General features: G+C 50.4%; 11 protein-coding genes. 6 read left to right on the forward strand and 5 right to left on the reverse strand.

Translation table 11 applies throughout. From position 1 onward, the window contains the following. Positions 1-207: IS200/IS605 family transposase (gene tnpA / locus BLT02_RS10765; protein ID WP_139187563.1), on the reverse strand; the 207-nt coding region annotated here is incomplete at its 3' end. Positions 208-761: 554 nt separating this feature from the next. Further along, positions 762-1,358, reverse strand: coding sequence for a hypothetical protein (locus BLT02_RS10770; RefSeq protein ID WP_092995041.1), 597 nt, complete (start codon positions 1,356-1,358; stop codon positions 762-764). A 503-nt stretch (positions 1,359-1,861) separates the two neighbouring features. Between BLT02_RS10770 and BLT02_RS10775 the strand changes: the two genes are divergently transcribed. After that, entirely contained in the window at positions 1,862-2,722 is an 861-nt protein-coding gene (locus BLT02_RS10775) for an aldo/keto reductase (RefSeq protein WP_092995044.1), read from the forward strand. Positions 2,723-3,184: 462 nt separating this feature from the next. On the opposite strand, the gene BLT02_RS10780 is transcribed toward BLT02_RS10775, so the two are convergent. After that, entirely contained in the window at positions 3,185-4,435 is a 1,251-nt protein-coding gene (locus BLT02_RS10780; protein WP_092995047.1) for an RtcB family protein, read from the reverse strand. Positions 4,436-4,672: 237 nt separating this feature from the next. On the opposite strand from BLT02_RS10780, the gene BLT02_RS10785 reads away from it, so the two are divergent. The 5 genes from BLT02_RS10785 (at position 4,673) to BLT02_RS10805 (ending at position 14,788) form a co-directional block, all read left to right on the forward strand. Further along, positions 4,673-5,470, forward strand: a complete 798-nt coding sequence (locus BLT02_RS10785; protein ID WP_092995050.1) for a Type 1 glutamine amidotransferase-like domain-containing protein — start codon at positions 4,673-4,675, stop codon at positions 5,468-5,470. 840 nt (positions 5,471-6,310) lie between these two features. Then, positions 6,311-7,684 (forward strand): TrpB-like pyridoxal phosphate-dependent enzyme, encoded by a 1,374-nt coding sequence (locus tag BLT02_RS10790; protein ID WP_092995053.1) that lies wholly within the window; start codon positions 6,311-6,313, stop codon positions 7,682-7,684. A gap of 217 nt (positions 7,685-7,901) precedes the next feature. After that, positions 7,902-8,270: a thioesterase family protein gene (locus BLT02_RS10795; RefSeq protein WP_092995056.1), complete on the forward strand. Its 369-nt coding sequence runs from the start codon at positions 7,902-7,904 to the stop codon at positions 8,268-8,270. Positions 8,271-8,614: 344 nt separating this feature from the next. Then, positions 8,615-9,568: an NAD(P)-dependent oxidoreductase gene (locus tag BLT02_RS10800; RefSeq protein ID WP_092995058.1), complete on the forward strand. Its 954-nt coding sequence runs from the start codon at positions 8,615-8,617 to the stop codon at positions 9,566-9,568. A 48-nt stretch (positions 9,569-9,616) separates the two neighbouring features. Beyond that, positions 9,617-14,788 carry a hypothetical protein gene (locus tag BLT02_RS10805; protein WP_092995061.1) on the forward strand — a complete coding sequence of 1,724 codons (5,172 nt, stop codon included), beginning with the start codon at positions 9,617-9,619 and terminating at the stop codon, positions 14,786-14,788. Positions 14,789-15,036: 248 nt separating this feature from the next. Here BLT02_RS10805 and BLT02_RS10810 read toward each other — a convergent pair whose 3' ends face one another. Together BLT02_RS10810 and BLT02_RS10815 are read right to left on the reverse strand one after the other, a co-directional pair. Beyond that, positions 15,037-15,309 carry a heavy-metal-associated domain-containing protein gene (locus tag BLT02_RS10810; RefSeq protein ID WP_175453786.1) on the reverse strand — a complete coding sequence of 91 codons (273 nt, stop codon included), beginning with the start codon at positions 15,307-15,309 and terminating at the stop codon, positions 15,037-15,039. 132 nt (positions 15,310-15,441) lie between these two features. Next, positions 15,442-15,618, reverse strand: a complete 177-nt coding sequence (locus BLT02_RS10815) for a FeoB-associated Cys-rich membrane protein (RefSeq protein ID WP_092995064.1) — start codon at positions 15,616-15,618, stop codon at positions 15,442-15,444. Positions 15,619-15,679: the final 61 nt, after the last annotated feature.

Genomic DNA, 15,679 nt, shown 5'->3' on the forward strand with positions numbered 1-15,679 from the left:
GGGTGGCAACTCGATGCAAAGGTGTACATGGTCAACGCAAACAGCCCCAGCGGTAATCTTAACCTTCTTATATTCACACAGTGTCTTGATTATCTCCCGGACGTCTTGCTTGACTTTCCCATACATAACCTTTCTACGATATTTTGGAATAAAGACCACATGGTATTGGCATTTCCACCTCGTATGTGATAGACTTTGGTTGTCCATTTGGACCGCCTCCTTTGCTATATGATGTGGCTTGCGAGACCATCATCATTATAGCAAAGGAGGCTTTTTGCTGATCGTCACAACGCTACTGCTTATTCCATTCTCCCCAGCATAGCTGGGGGATTAGGACAGTTCATTTATTTCGGAAATTTCACCTTTTGGAGCACCCAGAAAACATTTGGATCCGGATAATCTTAAGCCTGGCATATGGAATGTATATCCTGTACATAAAGGAGACCATATGTCATTGCAGGGCGGTCTGTTACATAAAAAGGATATCCGATCATTTATACGGATATGCTCACAATGATCAGTGCTGCTGAGTGACCGATTCGAGTTCATTAACTCTTTTATGCAATAAATGCCTGATTCAAGACTGTCTGACACTCCGACTCTGTGAAACATGATACAGCAAAGGGTACTGCCGCATAATCACTCTGGCAGTACCCTTTCTTTTTGACTTTTGAAATAGTTGGAGCTTGTGTTTACTGAGTATAAAATATTATATAGCTTACTGATTGTGTATCATTATCTATAAGAGTACAGAGCATTATTTAGTGGATGCATCTGACCATTTCTGTCAGCCTCTCGGCATTCAGGCCGAAATCATCATCTCCGCCGAGGCCTTCGGCAACGATGCTGTAATACATTCCGTCCACATTCCAGATGCTCTTCGATGCATCGCCTTCCCAGTTGCCGAAGCAGGTCACTTCAATCCCGTCGACATCCTGTGTCCAGGTTTCGGCATACTCTGTGTAATCTCCGGATATGTCGCCATCTTCGGCATTAGTGCCTTTGCGTACTGTCAGGGCGCTTGCGGGGTATTCCAGACGGGCTTCAGCAATTCCGTCCATACAGCGGTATGTCCTTTCAAAATTTTCTCCGAGATCAATGACGGGATCCTCTGCGATCACAAAGCTGCTGATGCCGGCTCCCTTCGCAGCCTCTTCAGAACTTCCCACATCGGTCCAGGGATTTGCGAGGCCTGTGTTCTCTTCATCAGCGGTGCCTGTTTTCTCCACAGTGTCTTCTGCTTCTGTTGCTGCGGGCTCTTCCTTCGGCGCCGCCGAACCGCCGGAACTACATCCTGCAAGCATTGCCGAGACCATAACTGCAGCAAGGATAATAGATAAAAATATTCTTTTTTTCATTTTTTCCTCCTGATTTTCCATGTACTAAAACTACATTTGAATTGAATATGAAAGACAAAAAACTCAGCCTTCATTGATTGATATATCACATTGCAAAAAAAAAAACAATGGAACCGGGTTTATATGTCACATGAAATGTGTGCATTGCCTGCGTTAACATGTTGGAGAGATCAAAAGGCCGCTCCTAAAACAGCTTCGCGGACTGAAGTAACATTAGCCCGGGCCGCCTGTCCGGAATTCTGCAGGAGGAGATGTGAATAAATGCTTTTTTCAGGAGGATTTCCAGGTCATGGAATGATACTTGAATCGTATATTTGTCAGAAAAAGTCCATTATTCAAATTGACTTTTGTGAAATATGTCTATATCATAAATCATAGATTAGTGCGCATAAACAGTTGCATTTTTGACTGTGCGGCTGAATCACATGTGCGCCTGAGGGCATACAGGCTGCATGATTGTATTATGTATTCTATTATTTCCAATGTATGAGGAGGGGACCACCATGGCAAAGACGATCAACTCTAAATTTAAGATGAATGATGGCAGGGAGATTCCTGTAATCGGGTTCGGAACCTGGAAGGCAGATGGAGATACAGCGGCTATGTCAGCCTGTGAGGCGATCAAGGCAGGTTACCGCCTGCTGGACTGCGCTTCTTTGTACCGCAACGAGGCCGGCGTAGGTGAAGGCATTGCCCGCGGCATCAAAGAAGCAGGGATCAAGAGAGAGGATCTGTTTATCACCAGCAAAGTCTGGAACAGGATGCGCGGCTATGAGAAGACCAAAGCCGCTTTCGAAAAATCCCTCACCGCCCTGGGCCTGGACTATATGGATCTGTACCTGATCCACTGGCCCGCAGTGAAGAAACAGTTTGAAAACTGGGAAGAGATCAATCTGGACACCTGGAGGGCTATGACCGAGCTCTGCAAGGAAGGAAAGATCCTTTCCATCGGTGTCGCCAATTTCAAGGAGCACCATCTGAAAGCCCTCATGGAGACAGAGATCAAGCCCGCAGTCGACCAGATCGAATTCCATCCCGGCTATACCCAGATGGAGACAGTCAAATTCTGCCAGGAAAACGGAATCATCGTAGAAGGCTGGAGCCCTCTGGGCAGCGGCGCAGTCCTTGCGGATGAACGCCTGGCGGCTATCGCGGCAAAGTATGGCAAGTCCGTAGCACAGATCTGCCTGCGTTTTGCCATCCAGAACGACATTGTTCCGCTTCCCAAGTCAGTCACCCCTTCCCGGATCGTGAGCAATCTGGAAGTCTTTGATTTCGAGCTCAAAGATGAGGATGTGGCAGCCATGGCGGCTATGCCTCTGTTCGGCTGGTCCGGCTACAATTCAGACGAAGTGGATTTCTGATTAAAGTGAATTTCTGATTGGCGATCGGAAATACGAACACTCTTCCTCCACCGAGGGTAGAAAAGCAGCGGCTCCGCATGTGTTGAAAGCAGAGAAAACTGTCGTTCTCCACTGAGGAGACAACAGAAAGATGACAGGGTGACCCTGTCTCATCTCTGTGCCGCTGCATATCTCGTCCAGCAAGGCTGCAGCTGCAAAAATGCTCCAGCCTTACAGCCAGTACAAGCTGTGAAACGTTAATAAATTTATAATAATCACCACCAGAGGTAATAAAAGATCCTCCACTGCGCGCAGGGCCGGCGGAGGATCTTTTTCGTTTTTCTGACTGTTCCAGGACGATTTTTATTCTTCATCGCGTACTACCCGTGTCTTCAGACGTGGGATACACGCGCAAAAAGAGAAACTCGCTTCATCGCGTAAGACTCGCTCGCGAGTCCTGAATTACTGTCAGCCCGGCTGCTTTCAGTCGTCGCCGCCGGCTTTGTAGTTATAGATCGGTTTGATCTGTGAGAGGATCTCCGCAGTAGGCTCGATATTCGCGATGATCTCTGCGGCGGGTTTGTAGGCCATCGGGGACTCATCTACAGTACCTTTACTGACACAGGTCGTATAGATGCCCGCCATGGATTCCCTGTAGTCTTTCATGGAGATTGAGGACCGGGCCTCCGACCGCGACATCAGTCTCCCCGCGCCATGGGGCGCGGATTCGTTCCAGTCGGAATTACCCTTGCCGACGCAGATCAAGGCGCCGTCCCGCATGTTGATCGGGATCAGGAGGCGCTCTCCTTTTCTGGCGGAGACGGATCCCTTTCGGAGGATCATATGGTCTGTATCGATATAGTTGTGGATGGTTTCAAACTGCTCCACAGGGTGGAGTTTGCATTTTTTCATGATGACTTCCGTGATGATCCGCCGGTTCAGGGCGGCATAAGCCTGCATCAGCTTCATGTCATGGATATAGTCGTCAAACAAATCCCCCTCGCACCAGGATAATTCGTAAGGGACTTTCATCTCTTCCGGTAAAAAATCAGGCTTCCAGGAACGGAGGAGACGGCTGATCTCATCCGCTCTCCCCTCGTCTTTGAGCTTTCGTATAAATGCTTCTCTCTGCTTTGCGATCTCCTGTTTTCTTTTTCTTCCCGTTAAGTTCAGACTTTCATAAGCCTGCTTCTGATAAAATTCCGCGACATCTTTTCCGCTTCGGCGGGAACCGGTGTGAACAACAAGCCAGATATTCTCTTCTTCATCCCTGTCCAGTTCCCAGAAATGGTTTCCTCCGCCGAGTGTGCCGAGGCTGAGGCGGAAGACATCGGGAGACACTTTGCATCCGCTTTTCCTAAAGCAGGCCAGATCCTCTGCAGAGATTGTATCGGCGAGGCTGTGCGCCGTTTTCCTGATGTTCATTCCGGAAGGGATCTCCGCCTGGGAGATGCTGTCAAATTTAGGGAGGTTGATCCTTTGTTCTTTGAGTTTTGTAGCCAGCATCCCGCAGCCGATATCCACGCCGACAAGATTCGGGATCACTTTATCCCGGATCGTCATGGTCGTACCGATCACACAGCCGGCGCCGGCGTGGCAGTCCGGCATAATGCGCACCTTCAGGCCTTCCACAGAAGGCTGATCCATCAGGTTTCTGACCTGCGCGACCGTGGCATTGTCGCAGTTTTCCGTAAAGATTCTGGCAGTGTTGTAGATACCTTTTATTTCTATCATTCTATTCATTCTCCGCTGTAATTATTCTGCGATTAAACTATTCTTTTTTATCGCGCTATAATCGCGCAGATTTGTTGTTACGAGTATATAAGAGTATATAACAAGTATATGATATACTTGTTTACGTCAAAAGTCTTTTTACTGTCAGTATAAAATTACTACTAATAAAAAAATATGTGAAATCCTCAGAAATATGTAACTCAAGACTTGCTTGTTTGTGTTTTACAGGAGGATCAGATGATGAAGCTTTTCTTGACGAGCAGTCCGATCGGGATATACAGGAGTGACGAGCCTCTGGATTACATCGGCTTCAATCCTGACAACGGGATGGTAGAGGCGCTTAAGTATTTCTGGGTGGACGGAGCCCGGTGTCTGCTGATCTCCGCTTTTCCTGATGAGTACAGTGTCAACGACAGGATGCGGAAGGACTATGAGGAAATCGTGAAGGATACAGGCTTGTCCCTTTCCTACATGGATATTTGTGACTCCCGGAACGGAAAGGAAAAAGCAGATGCCCTGCACAGTTATGATTTCGTTATTCTCGGGGGAGGTCATGTGCCCACGGAAAGCGCGTTTTTTGCCCGGATCGGTCTTGCGGACAGGTTCAGGGGGTTCGAGGGGATCGTGATGGGGATTAGCGCCGGCAGCATGAACTGCGCCCGCATTGTCTATGCCCAGCCGGAGCTTCCGGGTGAGACCGCTGATCCCTCCTACAGCCGGTTTATCCCGGGTCTCGGCCTGACAGAGTACAATATCCTTCCCCACTACAACGCTGTCAAAAATGATGTTGTGGACGGACTGCGGCTCATGGAAGACATTACTTACCCCGACAGTTTCGGCAAGACATTTTACGCAATCGTCGACGGTACTTACCTGCTCCAGACGGAAGGTTCTGCAGTGATCCACGGAGAAGCTTACAGGATCCATGACGGGATTTTCGAGCAGATCTGTGTCCGGGGGAAAGCTTTCTCACTGACAGATGGGGAACTTATCCCAAAACCCGAGTCCCCTGTTTCCCTTCAGGCAGGAATGTAACAGGCGGGGCCAGACTTGTACAAACAGGCCTTTTTTTACATTGACATCCCCGGCTCTTTTGTGCTACACTGCGTTAAACCGTTGAAGAAGGGTGAGTAAGCAGAGCTTCCTTTATCACAGAGAACTGCAGATGCTGAGAATGCAGTATAAAGCGTTTTGCCGAATGGACTTCCGAGGGCGACCAGAAACACATGACTGTTTTCTTTTTCACGATCAGAAGCGGATCCATAATCAACAATGGAGCCCTGATCAAGGAACCCTGATCAAAGAAAAAGCGGATCCACGATAGTAAATGGATCAGAAAACGGTTCGGCGGAGTATGGAAGACGGAGTGATGGATCTCCGTGATCAAAGTTCAGCATATGCCTGTATGCAGCAGAAATTCGATCCATAGCAGGATTGTCCACAGTATGTCTGATCCTTAGCATGGTCGATACAAAACATGATCGGGTACCGATTATTCAAGACAAAATCGGCCGGTCGATTGGCTGTCACACTGGCGTATGGCAGAGAGGGCGCATGGCGCCAAGCCGGGTGGCACCGCAGGCGATAGTATTTCGACCTGTCCCAGCAGAAATCACTGTTTGGGACAGGTTTTCTTTATTTTCAGGCCTGATCCCAAAGCTATTACAAAACGCATCGTGCGGGTTTTTTCATACGGATTTTTCCATACGGACATTTTCATGCATGTACCTTCAATGTATCTTAATACGAGGTATCTCAATCGGGTACTTTCATAGGAAATTTCACAGGAAAGAAAAACATCCGCATAGCGCAGGTGCTGAAACCGATGTCCGGCATATCAGGCGGGCCTATCGGAAAGCAGGAAAGGAGAAAGACATGGCTGACAACAAGATCCCTTATAAGATTTATCTCAATGAGGACGAAATGCCGACCAGCTGGTACAATCTGAGGGCGGATATGAAAAACAAGCCCGCGCCGCTGCTCAATCCGGGAACTCTGAAACCTCTGACAGCTGAGGAGCTGGCGCCGATCTTCTGTGAGGAGCTGGTGGCGCAGGAGCTGGATGAGACGACACCTTTTATCGAGATCCCCGCCGAGATCCGTGATTTTTATAAAATGTACCGTCCGTCGCCGCTGGTGCGCGCCTACTGCCTGGAGGAGAAGCTGCAGACACCTGCAAAGATTTATTACAAGTTCGAGGGAAACAATACGAGCGGCAGCCACAAGCTGAATTCCGCGATCGCTCAGGCCTATTACGCCAAGAAACAGGGACTGAAGGGCGTGACGACAGAGACCGGTGCCGGCCAGTGGGGCACGGCCCTGTCCATGGCATGCTCCTATTTTGACCTCGACTGCAAGGTCTTTATGGTCAAGGTTTCCTATGAGCAGAAGCCTTTCCGCCGCGAGGTCATGCGCACGTACGGGGCGTCAGTCGTTCCTTCTCCCTCTGAGACGACAGAGGTCGGCAAAAAGATCCTCGCCGAGCACCCCGGAACCACCGGCAGCCTTGGCTGCGCGATCTCCGAGGCGGTCGAGGTGGCGACAAAGAATCCCGGTTACCGCTATGTCCTGGGCAGTGTCCTGAACCAGGTCCTGCTCCACCAGTCCGTGATCGGCCTGGAGACAAAGATTGCTTTGGATAAATACGGCATCAAGCCCGATATGATCATCGGCTGCGCCGGCGGCGGCTCGAACCTGGGCGGTCTCATCGCGCCGTTTATGGGTGAAAAGCTCCGCGGCGAAGCGGATTACAGGATCATCGCGGTCGAGCCTGCCTCCTGTCCGAGTTTTACACGCGGCACCTTCGCCTATGACTTCTGCGACACGGGTATGATCTGCCCGCTGGCAAAGATGTACACACTGGGCAGCAGCTTCATCCCGTCCCCGAACCACGCCGGCGGCCTGCGTTTCCACGGCATGAGCACCACCCTCTCCCAGCTCTACCACGACGGCTATATGGAAGCAGTGAGCGTAGAGCAGACCAGTGTCTTTGAGGCAGCCGAGATGTTTGCCCGCGTTGAGGGCATCCTCCCCGCTCCCGAGAGTTCCCACGCGATCCGCGCGGCTATCGATGAAGCCCTTAAATGCAAAGAGACCGGCGAGGAGAAGACCATCGTCTTCGGCCTGACTGGCACAGGCTACTTTGACCTGGTCGCCTACCAGAAGTACAACGACGGCGAAATGAGCGACGAGATCCCGACTGATGAGCAGATCGCGGCTTCTGTCGCCAGACTTCCGAAGGTGGAATGATCCCCGGGATGAAAGACAGGCGCTCTTGACATAAAAAATCAGCGGATATCCTTTGTGCTATACTTTGATGTTTCCGGTATGCTATACTTAATCAGTAAATAAAAAAGCAGTAAATAAAGCAGTACAAAAAAGCTATAGGCTGTACTGTATAGTACAGTTGATCCGTTCCGCAGCCATCGCGCTCATGGATGCATTTAAGAAAGCAGGAGGATAGGTAATGGCATTAGAAGTAGGAATGAAGAATTCGGTCACACTCACTGTCACAGACGAGATGTGTGCAGACCATCTGGACAGCCAGCTCCCTCAGCTGGAACTGCCCCACGTGCTCTCAACCCCCAGCATGATCAATCTGATGGAGCTCACCTGCGCTGAGGTTATGAACAAACATGCGGACGAGGGCAAGTGCTCTGTAGGAATGGCTGTTGATATCAAACATGTTGCTGCTACACCCCCGGGCAAGAGTGTTACCTGTGTCGCCGAAGTGGCTGAGACCGACGGCAGAAAAGTTCTCTTCAACGTGACCTGCACGGATGAGAACGGCAAGATCGGATTTGGCACCCACAGAAGAGCCTATATCAAAAAATAAGTCAGAATCTGTAAGCAGACCAGCTGTAAAAAATGAATAAACAGCGAGTCAAGCAGCCGCACAGACGGATGTGCATAACAAGTATGACTGACCTGAGAGTTTGTCTAAAAAGATTGTCTGACAGACAGGGAGACAGAGAACGATTCTCTGTCTCCCCTTTTTTGATTTTTTAGAAAGATGATGTCTGCCATTCATTTTAATATTTGAAAAAAGCCTGAAAATTCAATTAAAATCGGTATAAACACAAACCATTTCATGCTATATTTTTTTAAAGAGTTTCTGGAGCGAATTTCAATAAACAGACTTATTCTCAAAGAAAAAGTGGAAAGGAAAAGGATAAAAAAATGAAAATCGTAATTTTAAACGGGGCAAAGGTGAATTATGACGGTATCATCGATTACAGTGTCCTGGCAGAGGAGGAGGATCAGCTTGTTGTCTTTGACACCTGCGAGGATCATGGCTACAGGGAGATTTCGGAAGGGGCGGAGGTCATCATCAGCAAGGAGCTCCCGATCAGCCGCGAGGATATCATGGGGCTTCCGGATACCGTAAAGCTCATCTGCGAAGCGGGGACCGGCTATAACAACATCGACCTGGATGCCTGCCGGGAACGCGGGATCGGCGTCTGCAACGTTCCTTCCTACAGTTCAGAAAGGGTCGCCCACACGGCAGTCATGATGATGTTGATGCTGGCTTCCACCATGCAGACCCAGATCAGCATGCTCGCAAAGGGCGATCACACGAATTTTGACAAGTGCCTGTCTGTGCCGCATGTGGAACTGAATGGAAAGACCCTGGGCGTCATCGGCGCCGGCAATATCGGCAGGCAGACCATTGCCGTCGGCCGCGCCCTTGGTATGAATGTTCTCGTTTATAACAGAACAAAAAAAGAAGACTCCGAAGGGGTGCACTTTACGACCATGGAAGAGGTCTTCCGGAACTCCGATTTCATTTCCCTGCACTGTCCTCTGAACGAACAGACACGGCACCTGGTAAATAAAGATACCCTCGCACTGATGAAGCCGACAGCCTTCATTATCAATACTGCGCGCGGTCCTCTGATCAATGAGGAAGACCTGATCGAAGCTTTAAAGACCAGAAAAATCGCCGGCGCAGGTCTGGACGTCCAGGAAGTGGAGCCTCTGTCCGCTTCCAGCCCGCTTTTTGCCCTTGACAATGTCATCGTGACTCCCCATATGGGCTGGAAGGGCCTGGAGACCCGTCAGCGTCTTGTCTCAATCCTGAAGGAAGGGATCGACGGTTACCGCAGGGGTGAAAAAGTGAACAGGGTAGACTGAGGAAATACTACTGGAAGATAATTACATTCAAACCTTAAGGAGCTAATCATGAAAAAAATGAAAAGACTGTTTGCTGTAATGATGGCAATGCTGGTGATCGCAGGTTCCCTGCCGGTCTATTCCTTTGCCGCACAGACAGAAGGTGAACAGCCGGCACAGGAGACAGTGTCTGAATATGCTGAAAACGGTGTTTCTGCAGCGTTTTCAGTCACACTGGATGCCAATGGCGGCTGCTTTGAAAATGAACAGGATGATATTCTGCAGGTGTTTTTTGAGACAGCAGAGGTCATCAGCAAGGTGGTCAGTGCCGGGGAGGCTGTGGCTGTATTTCCTGTAAACCGACAGGGCGATACGGAACTGGAGTTTGCCGGCTGGAGCCTTGAAAAAGATGGAGAACTTATCTCCCGGGAATTTGAAGAATATGTTCCCACAGAGGACTGTATCCTTTATGCTGTCTGGAAATCTGAAGAAAATGCCATGAACGGGGATGAGTTCCTGAATGCTGACGGGACAACCGATCCTTCAGAGCAGAACGATCAGGAAGCTCCCGGGGAGACCTTTTTTGACAATGCTCTGAAGGATGAGACAGATTCTGATCCGGATGCTCAGGGGATGTACCGGGACGAAGAGACAGATCCTGACGCGGGTCTGGAGGGAACCTCTGAAGATGAGATGGATCCTGACGTGATCCTGGACCAGGAGGAGGATGGCGAAACAGACCCTGACGCGGTTTTGGAAGAAACCTCTGAAGATGAGATGGATCCTGAAGTGATCCAGGACCAGGCTGAGGACGACAGCACAGACCCTGATGCGGTTTTGGAGGAGACTGTGGAAAATGATACGGACTCCAACGACACACTGGAGACCACTGCAGACGGACTGGACTCCAACGACGCACTGGAGACCGCTGCAGACGGACTGGACTCCGACGACGCTCTGGAGACCGCTGCAGACGGACTGGACGCTGACGACGCATTGGAAGCCGCTGCGGATGGACAGGAGGCCCACGATGACGGGCTGAGTCCTGACGATGCGCAGATAGAAGATTCCGAAGAGACCCGGGATCAGGAAAACCAGGATACGGAGGAATACGGTCCTGTACTGACAGGCCAAGAAGACCAGACTCAGGCCGGGAACGGAAGGTCTCTCGATGCGGACGGCACAGCTGTAGGAAAGACCGGAGAGCCGCCCGCAGCGGAAGAGGAGGAGGAAGAGACGGTCTCGGAGGAGGCTTCCAATGCCTCGGGAGCGGCGATTCATGTGGACGTCCACAATCAGAATGAGATCAGGAACTTTATCGCGACGCACCCCGCACCCAGGGTCGACGATACCTTTGATATCCAGCCTTCCGCCCAGGCTCCTTATGTGGCGGGTCAGCTGTCGGTTGAATCCTTACAATACGCCTTTAATATCCTGAACCAGATGCGATACATCGCCGGCGTTCCGGCAGATGTGTCTGAAAAAGCAGAGTATACTGAGCTGGCGCAGGCGGCTTCCCTTGTCAATGCTGCCAATGATGAACTGACTCATTACCCTGAAAAGCCTGCAGGCATGGACGACGATCTCTACCAGCTGGGCGCGGCAGGAGCCTCCAGTTCCAATATCGCCTGGGGCACGCCGGATCGCCCGCACGCAACTTCGCGTCAGATCGTCCATTCCGTCTACCTGTGGATGAGCGACTCGGATGATTATAATATCGATGTGCTCGGACACAGGCGCTGGATCATCAATCCGGATATGCTCTACAGCGGGTTCGGCGAAGCCGAAGGGTATTCCGCCGTCTATGCACACGATAAAAGCCGGGGAGATTCTTCCTATTATGGAGTTGCCTGGCCTGCACAGAACATGCCTGTGGAATACTTTAACGATGATGATGCCTGGAGTGTGAGCTTCGGGATGGAGCTTACAGCATCAAATGTCTCCGTGACCCTGACAAGGCAGAACGACGGGGAAGTCTGGAACTTTTCACAGAACAATCCAGCGGACGGGTTTTTCAATGTGGAAAACGGGGGTTATGGTCAAAAGGGCTGCGTCATCTTCCGCCCGAACAACATTTCCTACAGCGCGGGAGACCGGTTTAATGTGTCCATCTCCGGCGTCGGCTCATCCCCGGTGACCTACACTGTCGATTTCTTCAGTGTCTGCAACAACGGTCACGATTATGAGAGCGAACAGCTCTCCGCGCCCACCTGCACGGAGCAGGGTGAGACAAGGCTGATCTGCCGGAACTGCTGGGATGTCAAATATGAATATGAGTCCGCTCTCGGACACAGCTATCAGATGACAGGACAGTCCAACGGTCTCTATACCATGACCTGCGGGGAATGCGGGGATGAAAAGGTCGGAAGTGTACCGCAGTCTATTCAGGTATACTGGAAGGAAGGAGACCCCACTGGCAATTTCAGCTCTCGCATTCCTGCCGGACTGGAGGCAGGTGCCAAGGTTTCCTACTACGGTGTCGTTACCCAGTATACTGCTGATTCAAATATCCATTTTGACGACATGGTCGTGGAGATTGAACCTTCGGAAGGCTGTGAGATCATCCCCCACCCGTATGATCCGACTATTGGAAGTATTGTCTTTAACAATGCGGGTTCCTATAACATCAGGGTCTATTCGAAGTACAATCCGAATTGCTTCATGAACAGCGGCATCCGGATCGTCAAACCTTTGGAAAGTGTGACCCTGACATCTCCGGCGCAGTCTGTCCAGAAATTAGGCGCCCGTATCCCGCTCACCGTGACCACGGATGGCGGAAAAGGAACTCTTAAATATTCCATTATCCTGATCAAGGAGGACGGCAGTGAAGAAGCACTTACTTCCGGACAGTCAAGCTCTTCATATACCTTTACTCCGCGTAATGCGAAAACATACAGGCTGTACGCAAAAGTGACGGATACCGGTGACGGCAACAGAACCGTAAGCAGCAATATTCTGGAATTTGAAATCGAGAAAGGACTTGTCTCCGTAAAAGGAGGAAAGAGGATCACAGCCGCAGGCCCCCTGACCTACGGACAGAAGCTGTCAGAGCTAAGCGTCGTCAACAATGCCTTTATTTCCACCGCCGACGGCAGTGATCTGACCGGAACCTTTGCCTTCAATGAACCGGATCTGGTGCTTCCCGCCGGGACCCATAACGCCGACTGGACCTTCACCCCGGACGATAACAGCAATTATGAGATTCTCCATGGCTCTCTGCGGGTAACTGTGAACAAGGCCGTCCCTGTCATCACACAGAATCCCTCTGCCGGGACGGCAGTATACCGCCCGTCAGGCAGGCTGGGCGATGTCTCCCTGTCCGGCGGTGAAGTAAGTGTTCCCGGTTTCTGGGTATGGGATGACACATCCCTTTCCCTCCAGGTTCCCGGAGGCACATACACCTGCCTGTTTATTCCAAATGACGGAAATAACTACGAATTCGTGGAAACACAGGTCGATGTGACCGTCAGCAAAGCTGAGCCTTATGTGAAAACGGTCTCTCCGACAGCCATTACCTACGGAGAAGCCCTCTCCGACTCTGCGCTGAGCGGGACCGCGCAGTACAGCAGTAATGACACGACTGCTGTGAGCGGCACCTTCCAATGGGCGGACAACACCGTCAAACCCTCTGTGAGCGACAGCGGAAAAACCTGGTACGATGTGATCTTCACACCGGACGATACGGCGAACTACAAGACAGCGGCCGGCCGGGCCCGTCTGACGGTCAATAAAGCTGACCACCCCGCTGAAATGCCTCCGGAGAGTATCAGCGTACCGTATTCGGTAGAGACAGTATCCGATCAGATCCTCAGGGACGTGAATATTTCAAACTGGTCCTTTGCCTCAAATGACCAGGGCAAAAAACTCAGTGTCGGGACCCCGAAGACCCTTAATGCAGTTTATAACGGTGCTGATGCCGGCAATTTCAATACAGAGACGGTACAGGTCATTGTGACGAGATCTTCCTGCGAACACAAGGGAAGCTCGTCCATCCGGAACGCGAAGGATCCGACCTGTACAGAAGAAGGCGCGACCGGAGACAGATATTGCGACATCTGCGGGGATCTGCTGGAATCCAGCACTGCGATACCTGCCAACGGCCACTCCTGGGACACCGGCGTTGTCACTAAAAAGCCCTCTGTTGAAGAAGAAGGGGTCAGGACCTACACCTGCACTGTCTGCTCAGAACAGAGAGAAGAAAGCATAGTGAAACTCATCGACATCAGCGGAGCAACAGTCAGCGCAATCCCTGCAAAGACCTACAACGGCTCTTCGCAGAAACCTGCCCCGACAGTAACCTACGATGATGAGACGCTCAAATCCGGGACGGATTACTCAGTCTCTTACAAAAATAATCTCTATGCCGGCACAGCCACTGTCACTATCACCGGCAAGGGAAAATTCGGGGGAACCCAAACCGTAAACTTCACGATCAAAAAAGCCGAACAGTCCATCACAATTAAAGCATCGCCTACGTCGATCGCTGTGGGCAAGACAGCCACAGTCTCCATTTCCGGCGCCAAGGGCACGAAGTATTATAAGTGGATGAAGGAGGAAACGGACACCGGCTCGGCTACAGTGGACTCCTCTACAGGTAAAGTAACAGCGACCAAGGTCGGCATTGTGACGATCAAGGCAACCTCGAAAGCCACAGATAATTTTAACGCCGCCTCCAAAAAGGTCAGGATCAAGATCGTTCCCGCCGCGACTTCCTCGATCTCGGCAGTTAACCTTGCGACCGGGATCAGGCTTACCTGGAAAAAAGTCACCGGAGCGACAGGATACCTTGTCTATCGCGACGACACAAAGATTGCCACGATCAAGAGCGGAGGCACCGTAACCTACACAGACGCGAAGGCTAACACCAATGGTATGAAATATACCTTCAAGATCGTCCCGACGGCATCGACGGGAAATGGTACGGCAAAATCACTGGCCGCCTACAGGGTCACAAGACCGGCCATCTCTTCCGCCGTCAATTCCGCTGCCGGGAAAGTAACTGTAAAATGGGATAAAAACGCCAAGGGAACAGGATACCAGATCCATTACTGCACAGATAAGACCTTTGAAACCGGCAATAAGTCCGTGAGCATAAACAGCGCGTCCACAGTATCAAAAGTGATCGGAAGCCTGACGAAGGGCAAGACCTACTACCTGCGGATCCGGACTTTCAAGACCGTGGGAAGCACAAAATACTTCTCGGCCTGGAGCGCGGTAAAGAGCGTGAAGATCAGTAAATAACAGAAATATATTATATCTTAAGAAACCATATAATTCGGCCTGTACAGATGACGCGTCAATGCGTTCCATCTGTACAGGCCGTTTTTGTCAGTTATCTTTTCAGTTCTCTTTTCAGTTCTCTTTTCAGTTCTCTGTTTTAATGCTTTATGATCACTATTTCAGGTAGTTTAAAATACCTGTGATCACAGTTTCTGAAAGCATTTAAACACCTGCGATCACAGTTTCTGAAAGCATTTAAACACTTGTGATCAACGTTTCAGGAATCCAAATAAGGAGGCACGCGGCTTTTCCTCATTTCCTTCTTTTTCCACACTGCAGCTGATGAGCCGGTATCCTGTGGGATCGATCAGGGCACGCAGGTCTTCCTCGGAAGGCGCTTCCTGAACCAGGAATTCGGTGGTTCCTTTTTTGAAGGAAGATTTCAGTTTATTGACAGAATATCTGCTCCTGATCGTATCGTTCATGTGCGCTTCGCACATGCTGCAGGACATTCCGTCTATTTTTAACAAAACTTTATACATCTTTTTTATTCATTCCTGCTCTAAGGCACATCGTCCTTCTGACACAGTCAGGTCTGTCTGCATTGGCATCGTTCTTCTGGAGCGCCCGGGTCTGCTTATGGCGCTACCCGTCCTTCTGACACTCTCAAGTTCTCAAGTCTGTTTATTATGGCAGGAACCGCTCATAGCGCAGCTTCCGCAGCCACAGCCGCAGCTTGATTTGCCCTGCCGTCTGTTCCGGATAACAGAACGAAAACTGAAAAATACGATGACAAGCAGGATCAGAATAACCACGATATTCCCAAGATTTGCATTCAGCCATGTCAGCATGATAATTTCCTTAATTCCTCTGTTTTTTCAACCTTGATTATTTTTAAACTTACTCCCGGTC

It is taken from the genome of Sarcina sp. DSM 11001, assembly GCF_900101015.1.
Lineage (GTDB): Bacteria > Bacillota > Clostridia > Lachnospirales > Lachnospiraceae > CAG-791.